This is a genomic window from Pseudoalteromonas maricaloris, assembly GCF_024746855.1.
Classification (GTDB): Bacteria; Pseudomonadota; Gammaproteobacteria; order Enterobacterales; family Alteromonadaceae; genus Pseudoalteromonas; species Pseudoalteromonas maricaloris.
Window position 1 is genome coordinate 144,229 of sequence record NZ_CP024626.1, and the last position, 24,020, is coordinate 168,248.

A 24,020-nucleotide genomic window follows, 5' to 3' on the forward strand; every position below is an offset into this window, starting at 1 on the left:
ACAGTGATGGTTTTGCCTTACTTGTCTAATTGTTTGAGGAGAAATTAATATGAAGAAGTTTTCTAATTTGATGCTAGTTGCGCTTGTTTCGGTATTGCCCCTATCAAGCGGTATCGCCAATGCTACCCAGAGAGAGGGGCAACTTATACTGTCGTATAGTGATGGCAGAGCCGAGTCAAAGGGGATTGAGCAGGTAAATCAAGTATTACGTCGTGTCGGAGTGAGGGTGAGCACTGTGAATATTCCAGAAGAGGCTCGGCCGATTCTGGAGGTGTCCAAGAAAAGAGCGATTAACGAACAAGAAAGCATCCAGTTACTGTCGTTATTTTCATTACACCGAGGTGAGCTGCTAAACGAAATCAAGCAAGCAGGGCGTCAACCGGAAATGCATCGTGGCGGATTCTTATCTACTTCAGAAATAGGCGTTGCGCCTTATCCTAAGATATACGACATGAAAGCGATGAGCAGCGAAGTTAAGTCCTATCTACAAGAGAAGTTTGGGAAACTCCATGTCAATAGCGCCGAAAATGGCGTTGGCATCGATGAAGTGATGACGATTGTATCAGGTGGCCCATGGACTTGGTTCTTTTTACTACCAGATAACGTGATCGGTAAGCTAACGTTAGGACAGGTAAGTAATCACAGTAATGCATGGCGCATTAGCTACCCGGGACTTGTTCCACACGGAGGCTTTTTGGACTCTGAATATGGCTTAGTAGTAGCCTACGCGCACGGACCAAAAAATTTCGTCATGCGATATGAAGATCCGAGTGTAATGGGTGCTGAGCTATTAGGCACTAATGCATGGATTGATTTTACGTCTGAGACGCCAACATTATTAGATTAAGAATATCTCAGCGGTTCCACAGCGCTTTTTGAGGTGACGCTTAATTGCGACACAAAAGAAGCGAGGCTATATAGCCTCATTGGTTGGAGAATAGAGTGGTAAGGACGTGCGCTAGCGCGCTCCTTTTCCTGAAGTTGGTTCGCCTAATCAACGTTTGCGATTGCGGATTCTATGCGATTTTCGCAAAGGGTAGTGCCGGGCAGTGTCGCACAGTATTCGCCAGCTTGCTCGAGTCCGATGCGCTGCGTATTGCGGGCAGAAATACGAGCTGTAAGCTGTTCGATTTCAAGCGGGTCTTCAGACACAGCTTTAAATGCACTTAACCTTTCTATTTCGTCATAAACTAAATCTTGATAACTTCTGAGTCTGGCGGACAGTGCAATATAGCGGTTAGATAGTGCGGTGTGACCAGCATAGGCGAGGTCATAATGGCCAGAATCTTCATAGCTTTCGACTTCGTACTTTAAAACGTTTAAATGTTCGTCTTTAAGGTCGTCGACATACTCTCCACCGTCTAGTAAGTAGCTAAATAAATTGTCGGCGTATGTAATACAGGGAGTTAGATTATCGGTTTTGCAGTGTATGGTGCCATTTTTACTGAGTCTAGCGAGTTCTGGCGTCATACCCCCATCGGTATTCACCTGAATCGTATAAACGGCATCTTTGGTTGCCTCTTGAAATACTTTGGTTTTAGTAAAAGTTTTACTGAAAAAAAGAAATTTCACTTTGATTTTGGTCTGAAACCATTCGTATTTTGTGCGATCTTTAAAATGGAGTTTAGCGGTAACATAGATACGAGAACCAAGTTTGATATTGTGGATGAAGCTGTCACCACAGCGGTTTCTTACCTGAGTCGGATCTGTACTGAGCAGCTCGACAAAAGCGGGTTTGGTGGCTCGATTTTCAAAGTTATAACTTCCTTTTTCATAGGTTAACTCGACCGCTGAGGCAGCTGAATTTCTATTTTTGGTTACTTTCCTGCGCATGGAAAACTTGGCTGAGCCACCAAAAATAACTAAGTTGATACCAGCTTTTACACTACCTGTAATGGTATTGATCATGGTGTCGGAGTCAAAATCGCCACGATAAGCCAAGTCGCCCATGCTACCACCCTGAAATTGCCACTGACCATCGAGGCACGATTCAAGCGGTATGCCTAATTCCTGTTCAAATCCCTGTCCGAGTTTTTCATGCTCAGTATTTAAAGAGTAATAGGTATGTGCATTTGCATAAAAGCTTAACAGGCCACAGAGCACTATTAATATGATTCTTAAGTGCATACATAAATTCCTGTAGATGGTTTACTGTGGGAGAGGCGAAGAAGTAATAATTCAATGTTCGAATGTTTATTACTTGCCACGCCTCAATTGAACTAATTGAGTCTTAGCGTTTTTACTACTCACTAATTTTCAAAAGCGGTTCCATAGGTTGGTAGGGCTGATTTACATGGTAGCCAAACCATCACGCCCGCAGCAGGGTCATTTGCATCAACAAAGGAAGGCGCCCAGCCCAGCTGTCTAAACCCAAGTGATACATGGTTTTCTTCAACCCCAAAGTTTGCTGTTGCTTCTCGGGCATTTTCACATTTGAAGTATTGCGTCATGTTATCAGCTGGTATATTCAGATCGGCAAGCGTGTAGTTTTGTATGCAGCCGACGCCACTACCACTACAGGTATTTAGGTAATCGTTCCACGCATCTGTACAAGCTGTACCATAAGGATTATCGCGACAAACTCGAGCATATTGCTCATAAATCCATGCATTGTTGTAAGCGGCTTCTTGTACGCCTTCTGCTTTTTGACGTTGTACATCCGTCATCCAACTAGCGTATTGCGCAAGTACACCACGCGCACGGTGTTCATGATTAACCGACTTTTTGAATTGATCTTCAAGCCATAAAGTACGGTAAGTGGTTTCAAAGCGAATATCTTTATTACCAGAATCTAAACGACGTACATCTTGTGAGCTGATCTCGTAAGGCGTTGCCTTGTAACGTACTACGTTGTAATCAGATAGCGCATTAAACTGATTACCAAAGTCGTTCTTCGCATAGTTCACCGCTTGCTCAAATAAAGTAAAGCAAGGCTCGTAGTTATCGAGCGAACAAGTGATAATATTGTTAGGGATTATGCTGAGAAGCTGTTTAGGATCACCGCCTTTTTGTAAGGCTCTGACGGTAATGCGCACACTTTTCTTAAGGTCTTCGTCGATATAATTAAGCTTACCATCGACGCTAATACCAATATTACCAGCACCGTAACTTACCCCTAAGTAACCACCAATTTCACTTTTGTGCTGCTCACTTAAGTATTCAATTTTCATGTTAATGAGTAGCTGTGCACCGTATTCAATCTCACTGATAAATCCATCGCCTGCCATGCTCATGAGTTTACTTTGGTACTCATTCGCTAGCGTATTACCTGACGGCGTCAAGGTGTAACCAATGTTGGCATCCGCTGGCATAAGTACACGCTTCTTCGGTGTTAACGATGCTTGGAAAGTATAAGTATTAGAAAACTCAGTCGAGGACATTTCTTTGGCTAAGTGACCGCCAGCTTTCACACGAATGACTGGAAAACCAACATCAACATCAACATTACCGTTGAGTTGACGGAGTACTTCGTCATAGCTGCCATTGTTTACTAGTTCAAATTGCACTCGGGTATTACCGAGAGTCTCAACTGTTTCCCCTGCGACAGTTTGAACATTCAAAAAGCGTTTTTGGTCGCTGTTATAGGCCGTACCTAGTACGATGTGATCATTCATTAATCCAGGGATTTCGCTTTGAAAGGTATTCACATTTTGTGCTTTTTGCATTAATTCCGCTTCGTTGACAAAATTGGAATCTGCGAATGCGAAAGGTGTAGTGCCGGCAATAAGTGCCGCGATAGTCTGTTTGTATAAGTTCATGTTGCCACCTATTACTTCACGTAAAGGAGGTAATCTTCTACCTCTCCGGAGTCTACTTCTTTACATGCGTCATTGCTGCCACCCAAGTAATCCATGGTCACCCGCATTTTCGTCATGCCCTTTTTAGCGCCCGTTGGCGGTGTAATTTCTACCTGAACGGCTTGTTCTGAAACACCTGCAAATAAGGTTTCTTTTGTATCGTTAAAATCACCATCTTGGTTCCAGTCAATAAACACATGCCAAGTTTCCGGGTATGTTTCTGCACTACTAAATCCTGGGGTTAACGTTAACTGGTAGCTTCTATCGGCATATATTTTCGCAGTATCACCAACATAGTTACTGTAAAAGGTGTTGCTACTGGTATTTTCAAGATTAGAAAACTTGACTGACTGGATAAACTCATAGGCACGTTCACGAGACTTAGTGGTGCAATAGTTCGGCATTACAGGTGTAACCATCACCGCGCTTATGCGATAATCTGATGGGATCTGCAAACAAGAAGTTGTAGGTGATTTACCCGCAAACCAGTTCTTTGGATTCGCATTGTCTTCATCTCCAAAGGTAAGATATTTTGCATCAGTCCTGAGGGTACTATTTTTGTATAGCATTACTTTTTTAAGATTTGCTATTTTCTCATCATTTGGAATGGGAGTTGTGGGATCAAAGATATTATCAGAGACTTCAACCAATAACCCTGGGTAGCACTTTTCCAACCATTGAAAGCGTCCTAACGCTTGCTGTGGCGTGAGTACATCTCGAGATTCAAATAAAGTCGTATTTGCCTGTGCTGATGGTGCTACTATCGCAGCGAATGAGGCAATTAATGTGCTGGTTAGCATGACTTTTAACATAGTCTTATTCCTTATAATTCTAGCCATTTACGGTCATACTGATGAACGCGGCCACGAGTCTGTAGCTCTCTATCGCGACAGTAATTACCAATTGGATTACGCTTACAATAATCAACGGCGTCTGCCAGAATAAATGAGTTAAAGAGTGCATTATCGCGAATGGTCTCTAATGCAGTTCGATGTGAGTTATTCAGCTCACTGGCGTAGTAATTGAGTAGGTTATCGGCACGACGATTGTCGAGAATTGCCTGTACCCAATCATCACTCATGTTTTTTAATGCCAATTTAGTCAAGATGCTTTTGGCTGGATAGACATCATCAGGTACTAAGGGAGATAGGCTTGGTCCTGAGTCGGTATAACTTTGTGTTAAGACTCGACCAACGTTGTATTTATCTAAGGTATCAAACTGAGTGACGTAGTTAGTTTTGATGTAATCGATGCTGTTTTTAAACACATCAAAGCATGGTGTTGGGTTTTCCATCGTACAGTTGACGAGTTGATTAGGGATCACCTTCAATAGTTCAGTTGGATCACCACCAAGTTGTAGCGCAGAAACGGTAATTTTGATGTTACGCTTCACATCTTCGTCTACTTTTTGCAGTTTACCACTGACACTGACTTTACCCGCCCAGTCAACACCAAGCTGACCACCCCATTTGACTTTGTCTTCGTCATTTTTATATTGGAACTTGAGATTGATCATAACTTGAGAGCCGTACTCAATCGCTGATACAAACTCATTACCAATATTATTGAATTTATCTCCAGGATTAGCATTGACCAAATCAAGCGCCGCTTGTGTTGGCTTAAATCCTGTTTGAGGATCTGCAACTAGCAGCCGTTTTTTCGGTTTCAAGGAGAGGAATAGGGTGTAAGTGCCGGTGTAGTTATCTGCGGCGTTTTGTTTTGCATAGCTTGCGCCAACGCCAACTTTTATGACTGGAACATCAAGTGCAGCGCCTAAATTACCATCTAGCATGCTAGATAGTTGGCTATAGCTCATATCTACACCGACTACAAAATCCATTTCGGTATTGCCATAGGTTTCATCAACTCGACCAAGCACACTTTGCAGTGCATAAAAACCTTCTTTTTCACTATGGTAAGCAGTACCGAGTGTCACTGAGTCTAAATCAGAGTTATTTGCTTGAGTAGTGAACTCTGGATTAGCAATTTGATCAGCAGTAGCTGAAAAACTGCAGGCAAAAAGTCCCGCTACCCCCATGGCACGTGCCAATGGAGAATGTATAAATTTCATGTTGAATTCCTTACTGAGAAGTATGGCCCCTCAATAGGAGAGGCCAGATGCAGCGATTAGTTCAGGCTGTTGATGTAGTCTGTTTTCCACTTTTCAGGAAGACGTTGGAGAATCTCTTCTTCTGACATGCGTACGTCCTGATCTTTGTAGTTGAACTCATCTTGTGTAGCAAGATCGCCTACCGCCATACCATTGGCAAACATGGCAAAGTTACGTGACTCAGCTAGTTTAGAATCTGCTGTTGGAGCAAGTTTTAGGTTATAAATCTTGTCGCGATACTTCTCTTTGGTCACGCTTGTTACCAGCACCGACCCATTCTCAGTTAAGATACGGTCACCAACTTTAAGCTCTTTCGCCCAAATAATTCCTTTATTTGACGTCGAAATTGGGTGAGTCTCAGTAGTTAAGATATCAGAGCCATCTGCGCCTTTTACGCGATACATCTTGATAGCTTCAATCCCAACCGACACATCAATAACTTGCATTGGTTCTTTAACTTGGGTATTCGAAGCAAGTGCACCTAATACCAAATCGCCTTTTGCAATGTCTTCAATGGCAAGTTGTTTGCCATCGGCCATGGTGATCATTGTGCCTGTAGCTAGACAGCTGTAACCTAGCTTCATCATAGGTAATACTTCACTATAGAAGTTACCAAAACGCGTTGATGTTTCTGACGTTAGTGAAACTTGGAATGCAACGGCACCACCTCGTCCTTTCTTAAAGTACGGATAACCTTTAACAGCAAAGGTCATATACCAGTTTGCTTCAGCGATATTTGAGAACAGTTTGGCATTACCAAAACGGCCCTCAGAACGTGGAATATTCCAACGGATAATCGACTCTTGGTTTACTGTATCAACTTCGAACTCCAAGTAATCGGAAAATTGCTTAACCGCGTTTTCGAGCCCTTTATAGCTTTGCTTTGTCGCGCCGCCATAGATACCTTCTTGTAGATAGATATTCGTTGGTTCATCTATACCGTTTGGCAAATCGCCTACAGTTGGATAGATTTCAGTGATCTCGTGAGGAACACGTAACTCGCCGTTGAACGGGATATTTACATCGGTAATTTCATTCGGCTCACGGTATTGATCTGCTGCGTAATCACAGTCAGTATGACTACGGTTTAAACAGATTTTAATAACCGCGTCGTTGTTTTTATCGATTGGCGCAGTCGCATTATATTTCGGACGTGTATCCAAAGATGAGCTGATCCCTACGTTAAGTGCAGAAGCCTCACCTTTTGCTGCTGGTGCAGCAGAGCCATACAGCGCTTCAAAGTGCTCCCATGAGAATGGGTATTCAGTGTACTTCATCGTCGTACTGATAGTGCCATCTTCTTGCTCTAGTTCAACGTATGAACTTGCGTAAATGGTATCTAGGTTGGGAAAGTTTGCTTTCAATGACTTCAGTGAAATAGTTGAAGTTGCAAGTGTGTCTTTACCATCTAATACATTAAATGTAGAACCTAAAGGCGCAAGCTGATTACCATTTGCATCTTCTAACAACAAGTCGATGTAGGTCGCTTTTGTACCACCAAAGCGTGAGCTTTTTGCACGTACAATGAGATAAGGTTCGTTTGTATCAGACGAAATAGCTAAGTTCATATCCAAGAAGAAATGTGCTTCTTTAATAATATCCACTTCAGTTTCACTAACTGGCGGCACTTCAGAGGTGATCATATTCATTTTGGCTGATAAGTGCTGTCCTTTTGCTACATCTAGCGTTTTGTGTAGCTGTGGGAACTCGCTCTCAATACGGTTTGCTTTTATTAAGCGTGACTTCGCCAATTGATAGTGCTGCGGATTGGACATATCGAGTTTACGGATCCCGAATTGGTCTGGCTGAGTTACTGCGATACCCTGGGTTGCAGCAGGACCAGACTTCTGTTTCGACGCCGTGGTAGTCGGTTGTTCATTAACACTGTTGCTAGCAGCAACCGCATTGCTGACTGCTAACGCGATTGCAAGCGGCATGAGCACCTTTTTGTTTAGTTTTTTCATTTTATTTTCCTTAATTCTTATAGATTTCTACAAGGTAGTCTTCAATTTCTCCGCTCCCCGAGGTCGCGGCACTGCTATAGTCAGAGCAAGGATCGATACTATTTACTCTGCTAAATCCGTAATACTGCAAAATTCTCATTCGAGTCGTTGTGACAGGTTGTGACAGCTTATTGCTTGGAATGCTAAATTCCCCCTCAACATAGCCTTTACCGTAGTCTTGGTTAGTTTGGTCAAAATCCATGACCAGCAACTCTGATTTGTTGTTTCTCCAATCGCCATCGCCAAATTGACCGTCGCCGTTTAAATCTATCCAGATGTGGTAGTTTTCAGCGAAGGCTTCATTGCCTGCATAACCTGCCTCAATACGATAAGTATTATTCTGTGTGGCATAGAGCTTGATTGGATTGTTAGGATTAACGACACCAGGTTGCTGTGCATTGCTAAATGGACCATCTTGATTGAAAGTCACGTTACTGATGTGTTCATAATCGGTCAGACCTACAGCCGTGCAATATTCAACAGGTTGTGTTGATTTAAGCTCTAGCAGCATATTTTTGGTACCTGTAACTCGGCTTCCCCAATCATCCCAAATAGGTTTGTCGTAACTAATTGTTAGGCTTGCGCTAAAGTTACCTGCGGCTTGATAGGTGTGTTCGGTGTCTTGGCCAAAATCACCAGTTTGCGTAAGTGTTGAGCCATCTCCAAAGTTCCATTCCAATGTTACATCTGGGTATCTTGAAGCATTATCAGGTTTTGTGGTGGTATTACTGAAGCTGACCTTAAACGTACCGTCTGCTTGTTCGCTTACCGTGTAGCTCACATCAGGCGTAAAGCTCGTCTCACCAATTTTCACTGTTTCAGTGGTAGATTGTGTGCCATCAGCATGATTAATTGTGAGTGTGATCGTGTACTCGCCATCGGCTTGATAGGTGTGCTGAGTGTCTCTTACCGAGGACGTGACACCATCTCCAAATTGCCACTGTATTGTGCTACCTTTAGGGATAACACTCTGATTTGTATCTACATAAACAGTACTACCGGATTTACGAGGTGTGAATCTTGCCGTGATAGTGGTGTTGAACTGAACTTGTTTGTTCCAGCTTCCAATTACCTTGTTGAATCTGTCATATGCTTTTAGCTCGACCGCATAGTTGCCAGATTGCGCATATTGGTGAATAGGCGACTTTTCACTACTGGTTGTGCCATCGCCAAATTTCCAATGCCAACGTTTAACACGTGCATCGACAGTATTGTTTTCAAAGCTAATCTGATTGACACCTTGGTTTGTGCTGATCCTTAAATCAACAGGATCTGTGTTTTCAATGAGCTTTACTGTGTAGTCTTCAACTTCACCCCAAGACATGTCACCACACGCGGATTTCACTAGACCAAATGACACCATAGTTCGAAGGCGGTAGCTTTGGTTTAGCTCACCACTCAATGAGATCTCGCCAGTCAATTGCGTTTTACTGCTGCCAAAAAGTGCGAGTTCTTCCGTCTTATGAAATAAGCCATCATTATCTTTGTCTAACCAGACATAAAAGTTCTTTGTCTTGTCTTGAGTATCTGGGTGGGGTGCTGCGGTTAGCGTTACATTGAGTGCTTTACCATCCTTAACTTCGACTACATCATGTGAGTAGTCGCTATAATTGCTTGATGTAGAATCGTTTTTGTAGCTGTTCAACGAAACTGATGATAAGTAGTACTTGCTATGATTGATGCCTTGCGCGGGGCAATAGTCGTCAAAAACTTCAATAGGCAGCATAAAAGTATCAGACTGACCAGAGGGGGCGATGGCGGTCAGTTCAACATTGTATTCGCCCGCAGTAGTATAGTTGTGTGTAGGCTCAAAGGCGCTACTTTGTGCACTTCCATCACCAAAATTCCACTGCCATTGCCAGCCTTCGCTGTTACTAGCCGAAACTTGCTGGCCGTCACGGCGAGTTAAGTTTTTAAAGTCAAAAGCTAAGAATTGACGATCAAAGCCAAGTTCACTCTCGAGTCCACGGTCTACCTTCAAACCTATACCGACTTGTGCAAATGCCTTACGTACGTGGTTTTGTAAATCAGTAGCTTGCCAGTTGCTACCATCTTGCTTTTTAACGCCATCTTGAGTCAGCTGATCAGTTACCGTGTGAGTTTGTCTCATTACACAATCAGCACCAGTAAGATAAGTACTATTGCTGGTCCAGCAGTTTTTATTTGCGTTAGCAAACAAGATAAAGGCGTACTTTGTATTCCACGGTGAGGTTTCGTTGTCTAGATCTGCAGTCGTGAGGTAATAAAAAGCTTTGTTAAATACGCCTGCGCCATGGTGAGAAGTGACTGAGTCGTCATAGTCCTCAACATGATCAATCGAATTTCCATCTAGCGTAGGAGTTTTGAAATAACGCAGTGCATCATCAAGGCGGAACGTTTCGTGATTACTTTTCCAATCATTCGCGCCAGAGTAGAAGAATTCAGCTGCTTCACCCGCCATATCAGAAAAGGCTTCATTGATGGCACGAGCTTGACCTGTCAGCATTGATTTTGGCGTATTAGAGCCATACTCTTCGGTAAAACCGTGAGCGATTTCATGGGCAACTACATCCAAGGAAACCATAGGATAGAAGAGGTAGTCACCATCACCAAAATAGACCTCGCCGTTTTCATAAAATGCCTGATCCATGTTTAGACCGTAATGGACATTTTGAATTATCTTTTTATTAAAGTAGGGTTTATGTCCAAGATAAGCCTCGAACATCAAGCTTGCTGTTTGTCCATGATGATGAGCATCATTTAAGGCAGAGCGAGCGCCGTGATATTCTTTATAGTCATTGCGAGTTGAATCTGAGCAGTTATAGCTATAAGGCGTATTAACTTGCGCGGTACCGTGATTGTAGTTTCTGGTCTCAACGTTTTTTGCATCAAACAAGCAGTTAGTTTGCTGAGCATCAGTTTCCATGGCGACAACAAAGGTCTTTGGTGGGTAGGAAACGTAATCTGCTTGTTGATAATCTGGGCGTGAAACCTTGTCATTACCAGATGGTCCGCTTCCGCCTTCATACACAACGCGCTGCAATACATCTGATTGGCTGATAAGCTCGTTTGTTATTAAATCTACAAAAGCAAGGATCCTTTGTGGCTTAAAAGGACCAGACTTAAAATCGGTGAAAAAAGTAAGCTTGGCAGCGTGTCGGGCTTTGCCATGAGCATCTATATAAATTACTTCTTCTGCTGATGAACGTCTAAAAATTCTAGGGCGTTCACTGGTAAACTGAGAAATGACTGAGTCTAAAGTCGCGCTAAGTTGTGCTTCAGAAACAGGAGCGAGCGTGGGTATATCTTTAGCGACGTTAATAATGAGATCACCATAAACTTGCTCAACAGCGCCATTTTCGTCTGTCAGCACAACAAGGTCATGATTCCAGATTGGAATATTCTGGTACTTTTGAGTTATGGTATGGCTTTGCTTCGTTTGACCTACTTGGCTTTGATGAAATGTAAGCGTATGACCTGTGTATTGCGCTGCAAATGTTTTCAGCGTGAGTAGATAGTTTTGATTAGAATCATCACCAAATGTGGATTGTTTTTGTTGTAAAGTTGGCGCAATTTTCTGCGTGTCATTGAATAAAGAGACGCGTTCAGCGCCGTGACAATACATACTTATCGCTGATGCTAAAACGCACAGAGACTTTAACCCTTGCATGTTAACTCCATAATTATTTTGAAGATTCCTTCCCACTAAAACGCAACTACTCAATACATGAGATAAAAGAGCGAATGAGTGCGGCTGATTATTAGTGCTATTGCTTTGAGCACAAACTCTAAGGTAATAAAGAATTTCAAATAAATAAATAACAAAAAATAAACAAAATAATAACCTTATGTTTTCGTTGGGAATTTAGGGGAAGATTTTATTTTTTGTTATTTTTATCTAACTAATTATTATTGTTGAATAAATCTAAATTTTTTTAGAGCTTATAAAAGACTAAGAACAGCTCATACGCTAGAGTAGGTAGTCATCATTTTGTAATGTAAGGTAAATTTTAACGCTGGCAGATTTACTATTTGTTCCTTTATTAGGAGCTTTTGCACAATATTGATGAGATAAAATGAATAAGAAGCGTTGTTTTGGGTTGCTTGATTGATGAGGAAATTGGTCTGGTAAAAAGTACCTAGCTGTTTTACAAGTACTAGGTACTTTTTGTGATCTTTATTGAACGGTTACATTAATGTAGTTAGTAACAAAGGGCGATATCTCAATAGTTCCTGTCGCATAGACTTTTTTACCTACATCTTCACCTTTTATCTTTATATAGTATTGGCCAGCTGGAATAACAATGTCAGAGTAATGGCGTGTGCCAAAGTGAATAGTATCGCCTTTGACCAACCAGCCCTCTGGTGAAACTTCGTATAGATAGCCTTCACACCTTATTTTTCCAATTCGCGGATGTTTGCATTCATTAAACTTAAGTCTGGTTTTACCACTTGGATTCTTTGCCGTTTTCACAAATGCCAATGAACCATAGTCTCGAGCCGTTTTCGTTGCTTGATGAGGCCATACGTCTTCTTTTTCGACTGAATAATCGTTACTTGAGCCACTACCAGTTGCTGAAACGACGGTTCCTGAACTGCCAAAAATACCATTAATGGCGCCGTCTACACCGTCGTTAACTACACGATTGATATCATTACTTTTACATGCGGTAAGAGAGATAAGTGAAAGTGCGATAAGTGTTACTTTTTTCATTATTTGTCCTTGAAGTTCCATTCGCATCAGCATTTTTACTTAATGTTAGCTGCTTTCTTCAACGCTTAGTAAGTAACATATTCAAAGACTTACTAAGCTGTAAAACTAACACAAAGCAATACGAGCATTCTTTGCTCATACAATGCTTCCAGTTATTTTTGATTTAAATCGCATAAAAGTTTACCTTGTGGCGAAAAAAAGTCCAACAAAAAGCATGCTAGTTAATGACTTTGCTCATAAAACAGCATGAGATAAAGTCATTTAGGTATAAAATATAGGGGAGCATTACTGCCCTCCAAGTTGATTAGTCACTTTGCAGCGCTTCGATTGGGTCTAGCTTTGAAGCCTTAATGGCTGGATATACCCCAAATGTTAAACCGACTAAGGCACAAATACTAAAAGATAGGAAAATAGCGCTTAGAGACCAAGACACCGCCCAATTTGAGTAAAATGCAATTATCTCTGACAGTAAAATACCAAACACTACACCGAGTAGTCCGCCTAATATCGAGATGGTAAAGCTCTCTGTAATAAACTGGACTTGAATATTTTTGCGAGTGGCGCCTATTGCCCGTAATAAGCCAATTTCTTTGGTTCGTTCAAGTACGGTTGCGAGCATGATATTCATAATACCAATACCACCAACTAGGAGTGATATACCCGCAACGCAAGACATCACCATATTAAAAATAGCCTGTGTTTGTTTTTGCTGAGCAAGCAAAGCGGCGGGAATGGTTAGCCTATAGTCATCAATATCGCTATGGCGATTGGTTAATATGTTAGTGATAGCTTGAGATGCCAAAATTGGACTCTGAGATTTGTCGATAGCGAGTTTTAGTTCGGTAACCTCTGGTTCAAGTAATCCTTTATTAAAGCGATGAATGGCGGTCGTTAGCGGAACAAAAATACGGCTTTGTTCACCACCTAGGGCAACGCCTTGAAACTCCTTTTTGTTTAGGTGCGGTGCTTGTAAAATACCAACAACCTCAAACCATAAATGGTTAATTTTTACTTGTTGACCAACAGCGCTCCCGAGGGGAAACAGAGTTTTTGCGGTATTTGCGCCGAGTAATGCAACCTGCCTATATTCCTTGCTATCTTCCGTATTTAGCAGGCGACCCGCCGCGAGTTCATAATGCGCAAGGCTAAAATAGTTTGCTGTGACGCCCGCGGCTTCTCCTTCAAAGCTGCCGAATTCGCTAAATATCTGGTAGGTATCCACCAGTCGCTCAGCCGAAAAGTCACTAACAAAGGGCAGGGCATCGACAATCACTTGGCCGTCTAATAGATTAAGACCTTGCGAGTGTTTTCGTTGTTCTTTTAGGTCATTCTCTTCAATGTCTTTGGCGCTGACAATAACATTATTGATCCCCATAGAATCGATCATTTTAAGCGCTTCTCGTTCAGCACCTTCACCGATGTTTAACATAGCAATAACGGCACCCACACCAAAAATCATGCCGAGCAAGGTCAATAGGGTTCTGAGCTTATGCTGCTTTAATTGCACAATAGCGTCGGTAAATAAATCCAAATATTTCATTACAGTTCCTTATTCGCGACGAGTGCAATTTGTTGTTTGGGAGACAAACCTGCCAATACTTCAGTATGGCTTAGGTTGCTTTGGCCTAACTCCACTTCTACGCGTTTAAACTGGCTACCGTCTTTAACTTGAACAAAAAATGCGTTGTTATCATTGATCACGCTATGTTTAGGCACTAGTAACGCTTGTTTATTTTCTTGGACAAATACCGTAGCGAGTACTTTATTGCCCGGCTTGAAGTGGGCCGGAGTCTCATCAAGGCTCGCGATGATCTCATAGTATTTTTGTGGATCTCCACGACGAATAGATTGTGGGTAAGGTGATACTTTTGTGATTTTACCATCAAAGCGCTCATCGCTATTGGAGAGCAGGGTAAACTCAACCTTTTGGCCAATCGCAAGGCCAAGCGCTTCTTTTTCATGAACGAAAAGCTTAGCTTGCAGGGATGAAATATCTGGTAACCCCCCGATCTTTTGCCCAGGCCATAGTGCTTGACCTGATTTGGGCTTCTCTCCACGCCAATCGGCACTGAGGGTAAGTAAGCCATCATGTGGCGCGATGACTTCAAGACCTTCTAAGTTTGCGTTGTACATCGCAATTTTGCTTTCATGTTGCTTTGATTGCAGTTTTAACAGTTCCATTTCTCCAAGAGCAGAAGATGAAAACTGCTCTGTCTGCCAGCCAAAATAAGCCTCTTTTGCATTGAGATACTCAACATTTTGCATTTGATCTAAAATGTCGAGCTTTGAGCGGATCCGTTCATCGTCAACTGAAAAGGTTTCGGCAAAGTGTTTCTCTTCACTAACGATAACCTTGTCGCTATCCAAATGGGACTTTCTCGTGGTTAAATCACTATCGGTGACCGTAATGTCTTGTGCGACTTTGCCTTTGTCGAATTCACTAAAGCGTTTTCGTCTTTCTAATTGGCTGCCATCGAATCGTGCAATAACATCGCCTTTTTTCACCTGAGTGTACTCAGGCATGATCCATGCGAGCGTCTGAGCCCCTCTTGCTGAGGTTGGGGCAGATATGACGGTTTCACTTGCGGCTTCCAATTCGCCTTCTGCCTCCACTGTGATCGAAAATGGCTTCGACTCTACGGTATATAGTAGTTGCGCTGGCTGCTCAGGTGCTTCTTGGCAGCCAAGTAACCAAAGTGGGACAATGACTGCGAGTAATGTTTTTCTCATAGCTTTACCTCCACGCCTTGGCTAATTCCAGAAGAAATCACGGCAAGTGTCGGTGTGGTATAAGAGACGGTGACCTCTTTCTCTCCGCTGTTTGTGTTTACAAGCACTTTATCCGCACTTTGTTTTAACGCGTTTAATGGCACGGTTAAGGCGTTATCAAGTTGTGCTGTCACTATCTCTACACGAGCGCTCAAGCCTGGCCGCAGCTTTTCGGTATCGACTTTGTCCAGCTCTATAATAGCATCAACAATGCGGCTTTTATCTTGATACGATTTTTCTCTAAAGGCCTTTCCTATTTCAACGAGTGTTCCGCCGATAACATAACCGTCGGCGCTGTCTATGGTAACTTTGACCTTTTGCCCCAATTTGATCCGTCCAAAATCGGCTTCTTTAATTTGTGCTTTTACTTGCATTTGTTCAATAACTGATAGCTCAACAACAGGTTGACCAAATTGCATGGATTCGCCAACACTGGGTTTTTCACCTTCCCTGTTTGCGCGATATGCAACTAACCCATCCATTGGCGCTTTTACTTGTAAACGCGCTATGTCACGTTTTAGTTCTTTCACTTCAGCATCCATTCGTGCAACCTTACTTCTTGCCATTTGGATACTCAGTTCTTTGTTGTTTAGATGAAAAGCGAGTTTACCGCGGGCAAGTTCTAAATCATTGGTTGCAATGGTGAAATCGATTTGCGCCTTTTTTCGGTCGTTGTCTGAGCGTGAGTTATCTATGATCTCTGCGCGTCGTTTTGCCTTATCAAAGTTCATTTGCGCTTCAGCGAGTGCGAGTTTGTATTCTTCTTCCTGCTTCTCGACTTGAGCTTGTTTATTTTCTAGCTCTTTTTGCGCTTGACTTAGCTTCGAATTATATTCCATCAAGCGATCTCTAACGGTTTGATCGTCAAATGAAACAACAATTTGGCCTTTTTGAACCGTGGTATTTTCAGGCATTAACTGTTTTATTTTGTATTGCCACATACGCTTGATTGAAGGAGGGGCTATCAACGCTCGGCTTTTTGATTCCAATTCACCATTCGCTTCTACTGTGATAGTGATTGGCTGTGCCTTAACGATATGTATATCGCTGGGGGCCTGACTACAGCCTAGTAAATAGAGTGGAATGATGACTGCCAGCAACTTAACTTTCATTTTTCTCTCCTGGCAAAGTTATGCTTCCGCTCATGCCTGGCAGTAGTGGCAAATCGGTGTTGAATGTGAACTTAGCTCGGTAATACATGCCTTGGCCCCAGTCTTGGCGCTTTTCAGGTTGTGTTGATAGCTCAGTGAGCGTACCAGGCGTTGGTGATGAGCGAAAGGCGTCAAACTTTAAATCGGCGGTTTGATCTTCCTTAATGCCAATAGCATCTACTTCATGGATCCAGGCTTCTAGATACAGACCCGCTGTAGAAGGGATTTCTGCTACTTTCCAACCCGGTTGTACTGTTGCGCCAGCAAACAACTTGTTGCCATTCCAAGGGTGATCCGTATACAGAATTGGGCCGCTGTTACTAGCCGTTAGACTCATTTTTTCGAGCTGCTCTTGGTTGTGCGTAAGGCTTGCTTCTAACCGTCTTATTTCCAGTCGCTGTTTCTGAGTATTTGCTTTTGCTTCAGTTTCGGCCTTGCTTAAGCTGATTTCGGCTTTATGGTTTTCGATAATCGCTTTTTCTAACGTTAGCTGGTATTGCTCGTAGTCGTAGGTGCTAATATTGGCTTTTGGCACGCTAGCATCTATTTTGGCTCTTTCTACGAGCAAAATGGTTTTTTTCAGCTGAAACTGAGCTTCTAGTACCTTTTGGGCGCCGTCTTGCTCAATTCGTTTGTACTCATCTCTTGCAGCATCGAGCGCTACTTTATCTTGGTCGATTGAGGTCGCGATAGAGCCTGAATCATAGACGACGACGATGTCACCCTTATTAGCAACTTCACCCTCGGGCAGCATCCATTGAATTTGAATTTTCCAAGAGTCACTCATCGGTGCGTGAAAGACCTGAGTTTCACCAGCTTTAATAAGACCCGAAACGATAATTGGTTTGGCAAAAGCCTGCAAAGAGGTGAGCAGGGCGATGCTTATGATATAGCTGCGCATTGGCTATCCTCCACTTTCTCGCCATCTTTCATTCTGATGATACGCTCGGCATATGCCGCAATATCGTCTTCATGCGTTACCATTACAATCGTGTGGCCTTGCCGATGTAGCTGACATAGTAATTCCATGATCTCATGCGAGGTTTTACTATCTAAGTTGCCAGTTGGTTCATCGGCAAAAATGACTTTTGGCTCATTAATGAGTGCCCGTGCAATGGCAACACGTTGGCGTTGTCCGCCAGACATTTCGAAGGGTTTGTGATGTGCTCTGCTATCAAGACCTACTTTTTTTAGCATGGCAAGTCCGCGACTTTTTGCCTCTGATGGGGAAGTCTCAGTGTACCGTAGCGGTAAGATGACATTTTCCAGTGCGGTTAGGCGAGTAAGTAGATGGAATGTTTGAAAGATAAAGCCAATTTTTTGATTTCTAATTTGTGATAAGGCTTCATCTTCCACTGCCTGAATTTCTTGATTAGCAAGATAGTAAGAGCCGGAAGTTGGAGAATCTAAGCAGCCAAGTATATTCATTAAGGTAGACTTTCCAGAGCCAGAAGACCCCATTACTGCGACAAATTCACCTTCCATTACTTCTAGAGAAACTGATTTTAGTGCATGCACTTGGGTTTCTCCGCTTCCGTATACTCGGCTTAAGTTTTCGACCCGAATCATCGTAGATTATAATCCCTTGTTTTTATTATATTTTATTCATGGTTCAGAGGTGTTTAACCTTGTACCTAAATTTGAGTGTAACTGTTGTGTAGGATAGAGTAAACCGAGTAGGTACTAGACGAAAAGAGAATAAGGTAAAAAGTTGTTTCTGAATACTGCGGATTACAGAAAGTGCCTAACAAAATTGGCTGTTAGGCACTTTGTTCGCAAGGCTATGCCAATTTGCTTAATTAGGCTCTACCCAAAACGCTCCAACCTCTTTTTTAACCACTTTGACTTGTGTTCCTGCAGTAATAGGTTGTTTACTTTTTAGTTGCCACGCAATACCAGAATAGGTATGAAAAATACGACTATCTGTATTCAAGTCTTTTTCTAGCGTAAAGGTAAGCTCAGCAAAATCACTGGTTACTTCTTTGTTGTCAGTGACATCTTGCATGCGTTTTAGTGGTTTCCATAAAAACACAGCCAATAATGTCGTAACTAACGCATTAAACCAAAGTGCAGTCAGCCAAGTTTGGTCAAGCATGCCTGCGTACATTAGACCGCCGCTGATCACCAGCGACAGACCCAAAAAGAACAGTACAAAGGTCGCAAAACCAAGCACAGCAACCTCAACAATTAGGCAAGCAATTCCTAGTACTACTAAGGTTTGTGCTAAATGCTCAAGTAAAAAGGCCATAGGCGTTACCCTTGCTTTTTATTTAATGTATTAATAATAGACATGCCTTGTGCCACAAGTGAACTTGCGTCTGTGCCATTGTCCGGTAGTAATACCACAGAAGATTCTTTGGCTATTGCTTCTTTTGCTGCAATGGCTTTTGTTGCTAAGTCAAGCTGAATGGCTTTTTGACCTTCTTCGGTATTTGCGGCTTCACCGACTTTACGAAGGGCTTCGGCTTGTGCGTCTGCAACGGCAATAATCGCTTTTGCTTCACCTTCAGCGCTTAGGATCTGCTCTGCCTTTTCGGCTTCAGCTGCAAGCACCTGCGCTTGCTTCTTACCTTCCGCGACGTTGATTGCGGCTTGACGGTCGCCCTCCGACTCTAATATTTGAGCTCGTTTCACACGCTCAGCCTTCATTTGTGCTTCCATTGCTTCCATTACTGAGTTTGGTGGCACAATATCTTTAATCTCGTAGCGTAGTACTTGAATGCCCCAAGGATCAGAAGCTGAGTTGATGGCGGCGACGATGTTGGTATTAAGTAAATCTCGCTCTTCAAAGGTTTTATCCAACTCCATTTTACCCAGCTCGCTACGCATGGTGGTTTGCGCGAGCTGAGTTACCGCGAAGATATAATCGTCAACACCGTAAGTCGCTTTATACGGATCTAAAACCCTAAAATAAAGTACACCATCAACAATCAATGAAATATTGTCTTTAGTTATGGCTGATTGAGATGGTACATCAACGGCTTGCTCCTTTAAGCTCCTATCAGCCGCTACGCGGTCGATAAATGGCAGAATAAAGTTTAGGCCGGCTTCTTTAGTGGATTGATACTTGCCGAAACGTTCAATAATCCACGCACGGTTCTGCGGGACAAATTTGATACTCCCTTTTAGTACCACAATAACGAAAATCAATAAAAACGCTTGAATGGTAAAAAGGTAATCAAAAATAAGTGTGACTGGATCCATGTTAGCTCTCCTACTACATAAGAATTGTTCGCATCAAATGCATGTTCCCAATATAGATGAACCATTAGTGAATTTCTATAAATAAATTCACTCAGAGGTATAGCGATGGCAATCATCCTCAAACGATAGCCATCGTTACTTACTCCATTAAAGTAGTTCTACTTTTATTTCTATCCATGCGGTAGCGCTATTTTCTGCTCCGCCCTTTGATGTCGGGGTGATTTTGAATCCTCCCCAGTGATCGGTATATGAATTTCCGATTGTTAGCTCCGAATCGGTTTGGTCGTCACCCCACCAGCCTGGTGTTTTTGACCCTGGAGTCATATCTAAGAGGTAAGAGGTCGTTTTCCAAAAACGTGGATCTTGCTCATTTTCGAAGTAGCCCTCTAAATTGATGAGTATGCCGTTTTTGGTATTTGGATATCGCGCATTTGTAGTTCTGTACTCTAACCAATACGTATATAAGCCGTTACCCGATTTTAGCTTTAATCCGATATATCCTTGATCATTGCGCCCGTGGTCAAATGCATAAATGCGATATGTTCCCGATGAGGTAATGAGTGGGACTTCTGATCCGCTTACCCAACCGAAATACTTTTTGTACAGTAAGTTATATTCTTCTAAAGAATGAGCGCCCATTCCCATCATGCTATATACGTTACCATAGTTTAAACTTTCCTTTGCATAATCATGATCGCCAATGACTCTACCAGGGCCAGCTTCTAGCGCTTTAGCATGACGTAGCCCAAGTGCATGCCCTAACTCATGCGCCACCACGCCTGATGTGTGGTGATATAAACTGATTGAAGGAGGAGCAGCGCTGGAATTGAAGTTACCAACTTGAGGGGCAACCATCATTACCACATTACCAGTTCCAGGGTTTTCTGGGTCAACGCCGTTGGCTTTAACATGCTTCTTCCATTCAGCTGTCCAACCGTGAAAGTCACTGTCAAAGTCACTTTTGGGTCGATTAATATTAATTATTGGCACCGATGTATCATATGTGAGGTTAAATTTACCGTAAGATTGGTCCGTGTAATATGCTGCAGCGTCAGCTAAATCACGCTGCATTGATTTCCAGTTAAGTTGCGCATCGCTAAATTGAAATCTAAACACTTTGATGTTGGCATAATTTAAAGGATAACCATCATTATCTCCAGGTGGTGGAGTAGAACCTAAGTTACGGCATGAGGTTGCACCTAAGTCAACGACCAATGAGGCACCTTGACTGGCCCCATCTAACGTAATGTAAGTCCAATATTGGTTTAAGTTCTTAAGCACGATACATTCGCTATTACCGTTTCTTTTTGAATTTGGATCGCTACCGTCCAGTTTTGGCCACCCCCCATTTTTTGAATATAAATTAAGATTTCCTGAGCCATGTCCAGTGGTAATTGCCAAACTATTTACACTATTTGTACCTGGAATACTTAAGTAAGTTCGAGTGCCACTCGAAAGGCAAATAGGTTGCTTATTGACAATTTCTCTTCCAGTAAATGGGGCTGAGGATTTACAGGTGTCAGTGAGTTGAGCTGCACTTGCCGGACCTGCCGTTAATAGTAATAGAAGCGCATAACAGCGCGCTCTTCTCAAATATATCTTTTTCACAGTTGTATCCTTATTAAATAAGCTTGCTAATTTACAAGCCTATTTAACATAGGATTAAAGTATACAATATTCAATATAATATTCTTGTGAGTTGGTGAAAGGTATGGATTTTACAATCGTAAAATCCTCAACTAAATTTAGAGAGGGAGGTATTAGGCTCAGGAATCCTTTTGTTTACCAGGTTATTGAATGATGTATATGAATTTTCTGAGGTACCTATTTGTCGTTTTTTGCTTAGCTGTCACTGCTAATGTTGATGCAACAACGATTCAGATATTTTTGGATGATGAAGAAGACCTCGCTATTTTGACGCAAAAAGCTAAACCTGAAAATATTGCTGGCGCAACCAACAAAATACTATTTGAACAGTTAAACCTCTCAAACATTGAGTTTCTCGGCGCAAGTTATAAACGGACGTTACGCTCAATGCTAAAGCAAGATAAATCAGCTATTTGCACTCTTAACAAAGTAAAAACTACTTATCGCGAAAAAAACTTTCTATTCAGCTTGCCAGTAAATTTTTATATCAGTAGACGTCTATATCAACATGCTGATTCACCTCCGCTATCTAAAGAAGTGCTTGATGAAGAAGGTAATGTAGTCTCTCTTATGCAACTTTTTAACGTATACAGAAATAAGCTGATAGTAACTGCTGACGATCTGTCATATGGGCCTTTTTTAGATAAGCAATTAGCACAGGTGGATAGCGCTAATAAAGTGGTGAGAGGTGGAAGTAATCATTATGAAACTGTACATCGGATGTTCGAGTTGAAACGTGTGGATTTTCTGCTTGGTTACCCTGTTGAAGTGATGCGATACGCGAAAGCCAATCAAGATAAATATGAGTCCTATCTAATCGCGGATTCACCTCGGTTTATTTTAGGTCATGTGATGTGTAATAAGACTCAAGTAAGCAGGCAGGTGTTAGAGAGAGTAAATCAGATACTACTCAGTAATTATGGTACCAAAGAGTTTTTATTGGCCCATATAAATTATTTACCCGTTCAGGAGCATCGATCTATTCAGGAAGTTATAGAGCGCTACATAGATCAACTCGGCTCAAACTAATCCACTAAGCATGCTCCTGATCCTGTGTCGGGCGGTACAGCTATCACCACCCCCCAAATCTTGGCCAAAACTCGATGTCATCATGACTTAACACATGATAGCCCGAGTGCTGAGCGGCTGTTGCACATGCATGATTTGGTAAAATACGTAGTAGGTCACCATGTTTCATGTCTGGTAAGGTGAAGCCGGGTTCACATTCAATAACGCCATGTTCTTGATTTGCCGAGGTTACTTTGAGCCCAGGCAGCAAATTGCCTGCTTGGTCACAGACGAGGCCATAGCCGCAATCAAACGCTTGACTCGCGGTACCTCTGTCTCTTGAAAGCGCCATCCAGCCTGCATCTATAAAGAGCTTATTTTCACTACGCTTGATACCAGTGACACGCGTTAGCACGCTTAGTGCAATATCTTCGATGTCACATATGCCGATACCAGCCATAACAAGGTCGAAGAATGTATAGACCCCTGCTCGCACTTCAGTGATCCCATCGAGGTTTTGCGTTGACAGTGCTGTTGGGGTAGAGCCAATACTCAGCACTGTTGTGGTGATCCCTGCCTCTTCCAGCATGGACGCGGCAGTCACAACTGCTGAGCGCTCTTTCTCAGCAAACTGTATTAGCTGCTCGGCCGTGCTACACGCGTATGAGCCACCGGCATGCGTTAGTAAACCCCGATATAAACCACTGCTTTCCAGTATGGTTGCGATGGTCACGATTTCTTTGTTTTTAGGGTTAAGTCCTGCGCGATGTCCGTCGCAGTCTATTTCTATCAAGCAAGGAATCGTACACTCATTTTCCGAGCAAAATTGCGAGACAAGCATGGCTTGTTCCATACTGTCTAGCAGTATGGTTAGGTTGACACCTTGGTTGATTAGGGCTAGAACGCGTTGTAGCTTATCTTCTGTGATCCCCACCGCATAAGTGATATCAGTGTAACCTTCCGCTGCAAATGTTTCTGCTTCTTTGAGGGTGGAGACCGTACATCCTGCTTGTTTGTCGGCCAAAATATAGCTTGCGGCTGCAATGGATTTTACCGTTTTCAAATGTGGGCGAAGGGGCACATTAAAAGCATCAAGATGCTTTTCCAGACGCGAAAGGTTATGTAAAAAAGCAATTTTATCAACAACTAAACATGGTGTTTGTAAAGATCCTAATGTCGTAAACATAGCTCAATCATACTCCTATGAGTTCTATTTCCTGTCGATTACTTGGGGACCAGACGCGTTCACAAGCGTGTGTTTTGTTAAGCCAAATAAAGTCTGTATGTTCATCTTCAGCAAGTACCACACTGATCCCTGATGGTACTTGGACACTAAAAACATGTTCAGTGTTTATGGTAACACCCGGCTCATAACGATGGCGCCACTGCGGTCTTATAGTGTATTGATTCGTTTTATTATGCGAGTGGATGGTGATCCCAAGCGCCGCGGCGTCAATACCGGTCTCTTCTTTTAACTCTCGATACGCGGTAGTGATTGGAGTTTCACCGGGATCTACTCCCCCAGTGACTGATTGCCAAAAGTGTTTATCGTCTGCTCTTTGTAATAGCAAAAACTCATTATGCTCGTTGTATATTACGACCAATACCGAAACGGGTTTACGTAGTGCCGACATGGTT

Annotated in this window: 19 protein-coding genes; 2 read left to right on the forward strand and 17 right to left on the reverse strand. The window is 42.5% G+C overall.

The features are described 5' to 3' along the window. Nucleotides 1–49: 49 nt before the first annotated feature. Nucleotides 50–847: a hypothetical protein gene (locus CTT31_RS18585; protein WP_260492736.1), complete on the forward strand. Its 798-nt coding sequence runs from the start codon at nt 50–52 to the stop codon at nt 845–847. A gap of 143 nt (nt 848–990) precedes the next feature. Here the strand turns inward: CTT31_RS18585 and CTT31_RS18590 are convergent, their stop codons facing one another. The 15 genes from CTT31_RS18590 to CTT31_RS18660 form a co-directional block, all read right to left on the reverse strand. After that, nucleotides 991–2,127, reverse strand: a complete 1,137-nt coding sequence (locus tag CTT31_RS18590) for a hypothetical protein (protein WP_211857426.1) — start codon at nt 2,125–2,127, stop codon at nt 991–993. 122 nt (nt 2,128–2,249) lie between these two features. After that, a complete protein-coding gene (locus tag CTT31_RS18595) occupies nt 2,250–3,758 on the reverse strand; it encodes a hypothetical protein (RefSeq protein WP_045963290.1) in 1,509 nt (502 codons plus the stop codon). An 11-nt stretch (nt 3,759–3,769) separates the two neighbouring features. Continuing rightward, on the reverse strand, nt 3,770–4,609 hold the full coding sequence (locus CTT31_RS18600; protein ID WP_260492737.1) for a GEVED domain-containing protein: 840 nt from the start codon (nt 4,607–4,609) through the stop codon (nt 3,770–3,772). An 11-nt stretch (nt 4,610–4,620) separates the two neighbouring features. Beyond that, nucleotides 4,621–5,868: a hypothetical protein gene (locus CTT31_RS18605; RefSeq protein WP_039491816.1), complete on the reverse strand. Its 1,248-nt coding sequence runs from the start codon at nt 5,866–5,868 to the stop codon at nt 4,621–4,623. Nucleotides 5,869–5,924: 56 nt separating this feature from the next. Beyond that, nucleotides 5,925–7,871 (reverse strand): Hint domain-containing protein, encoded by a 1,947-nt coding sequence (locus CTT31_RS18610; RefSeq protein WP_260492738.1) that lies wholly within the window; start codon nt 7,869–7,871, stop codon nt 5,925–5,927. Nucleotides 7,872–7,881: 10 nt separating this feature from the next. After that, nucleotides 7,882–11,559: a PKD domain-containing protein gene (locus CTT31_RS18615; protein ID WP_211857420.1), complete on the reverse strand. Its 3,678-nt coding sequence runs from the start codon at nt 11,557–11,559 to the stop codon at nt 7,882–7,884. A 507-nt stretch (nt 11,560–12,066) separates the two neighbouring features. Further along, a complete protein-coding gene (locus CTT31_RS18620) occupies nt 12,067–12,603 on the reverse strand; it encodes a hypothetical protein (protein WP_010377903.1) in 537 nt (178 codons plus the stop codon). A 304-nt stretch (nt 12,604–12,907) separates the two neighbouring features. Continuing rightward, nucleotides 12,908–14,143, reverse strand: a complete 1,236-nt coding sequence (locus CTT31_RS18625; RefSeq protein ID WP_010607432.1) for an ABC transporter permease — start codon at nt 14,141–14,143, stop codon at nt 12,908–12,910. Beyond that, a complete protein-coding gene (locus CTT31_RS18630; protein WP_211857416.1) occupies nt 14,143–15,333 on the reverse strand; it encodes an efflux RND transporter periplasmic adaptor subunit in 1,191 nt (396 codons plus the stop codon). The genes CTT31_RS18625 and CTT31_RS18630 overlap by 1 nt, the downstream gene beginning before the upstream one ends. Next, on the reverse strand, nt 15,330–16,484 hold the full coding sequence (locus tag CTT31_RS18635) for an efflux RND transporter periplasmic adaptor subunit (protein WP_260492739.1): 1,155 nt from the start codon (nt 16,482–16,484) through the stop codon (nt 15,330–15,332). The genes CTT31_RS18630 and CTT31_RS18635 overlap by 4 nt, the downstream gene beginning before the upstream one ends. After that, entirely contained in the window at nt 16,474–17,424 is a 951-nt protein-coding gene (locus tag CTT31_RS18640; protein WP_260492740.1) for an HlyD family secretion protein, read from the reverse strand. The genes CTT31_RS18635 and CTT31_RS18640 overlap by 11 nt, the downstream gene beginning before the upstream one ends. Then, nucleotides 17,406–18,092, reverse strand: coding sequence for an ABC transporter ATP-binding protein (locus CTT31_RS18645; RefSeq protein WP_260492741.1), 687 nt, complete (start codon nt 18,090–18,092; stop codon nt 17,406–17,408). The genes CTT31_RS18640 and CTT31_RS18645 overlap by 19 nt, the downstream gene beginning before the upstream one ends. Nucleotides 18,093–18,318: 226 nt before the next feature. Further along, on the reverse strand, nt 18,319–18,771 hold the full coding sequence (locus CTT31_RS18650; RefSeq protein WP_260492742.1) for an NfeD family protein: 453 nt from the start codon (nt 18,769–18,771) through the stop codon (nt 18,319–18,321). Between the two features lie 5 nt (nt 18,772–18,776). Next, complete coding sequence (locus tag CTT31_RS18655; protein WP_211857408.1) at nt 18,777–19,727, reverse strand: SPFH domain-containing protein; 951 nt, start codon at nt 19,725–19,727, stop codon at nt 18,777–18,779. A 147-nt stretch (nt 19,728–19,874) separates the two neighbouring features. Beyond that, complete coding sequence (locus CTT31_RS18660; protein ID WP_260492743.1) at nt 19,875–21,335, reverse strand: pre-peptidase C-terminal domain-containing protein; 1,461 nt, start codon at nt 21,333–21,335, stop codon at nt 19,875–19,877. 189 nt (nt 21,336–21,524) lie between these two features. Between CTT31_RS18660 and CTT31_RS18665 the strand changes: the two genes are divergently transcribed. Continuing rightward, on the forward strand, nt 21,525–22,403 hold the full coding sequence (locus tag CTT31_RS18665; protein WP_017218222.1) for a hypothetical protein: 879 nt from the start codon (nt 21,525–21,527) through the stop codon (nt 22,401–22,403). A 43-nt stretch (nt 22,404–22,446) separates the two neighbouring features. Here CTT31_RS18665 and CTT31_RS18670 read toward each other — a convergent pair whose 3' ends face one another. Together CTT31_RS18670 and nudB are read right to left on the reverse strand one after the other, a co-directional pair. Then, entirely contained in the window at nt 22,447–23,568 is a 1,122-nt protein-coding gene (locus CTT31_RS18670) for an alanine racemase (RefSeq protein WP_260492745.1), read from the reverse strand. A 7-nt stretch (nt 23,569–23,575) separates the two neighbouring features. Beyond that, nucleotides 23,576–24,016 carry a dihydroneopterin triphosphate diphosphatase gene (gene nudB, locus CTT31_RS18675; protein ID WP_045989266.1) on the reverse strand — a complete coding sequence of 147 codons (441 nt, stop codon included), beginning with the start codon at nt 24,014–24,016 and terminating at the stop codon, nt 23,576–23,578. Between the last annotated feature and the right edge of the window lie 4 nt (nt 24,017–24,020).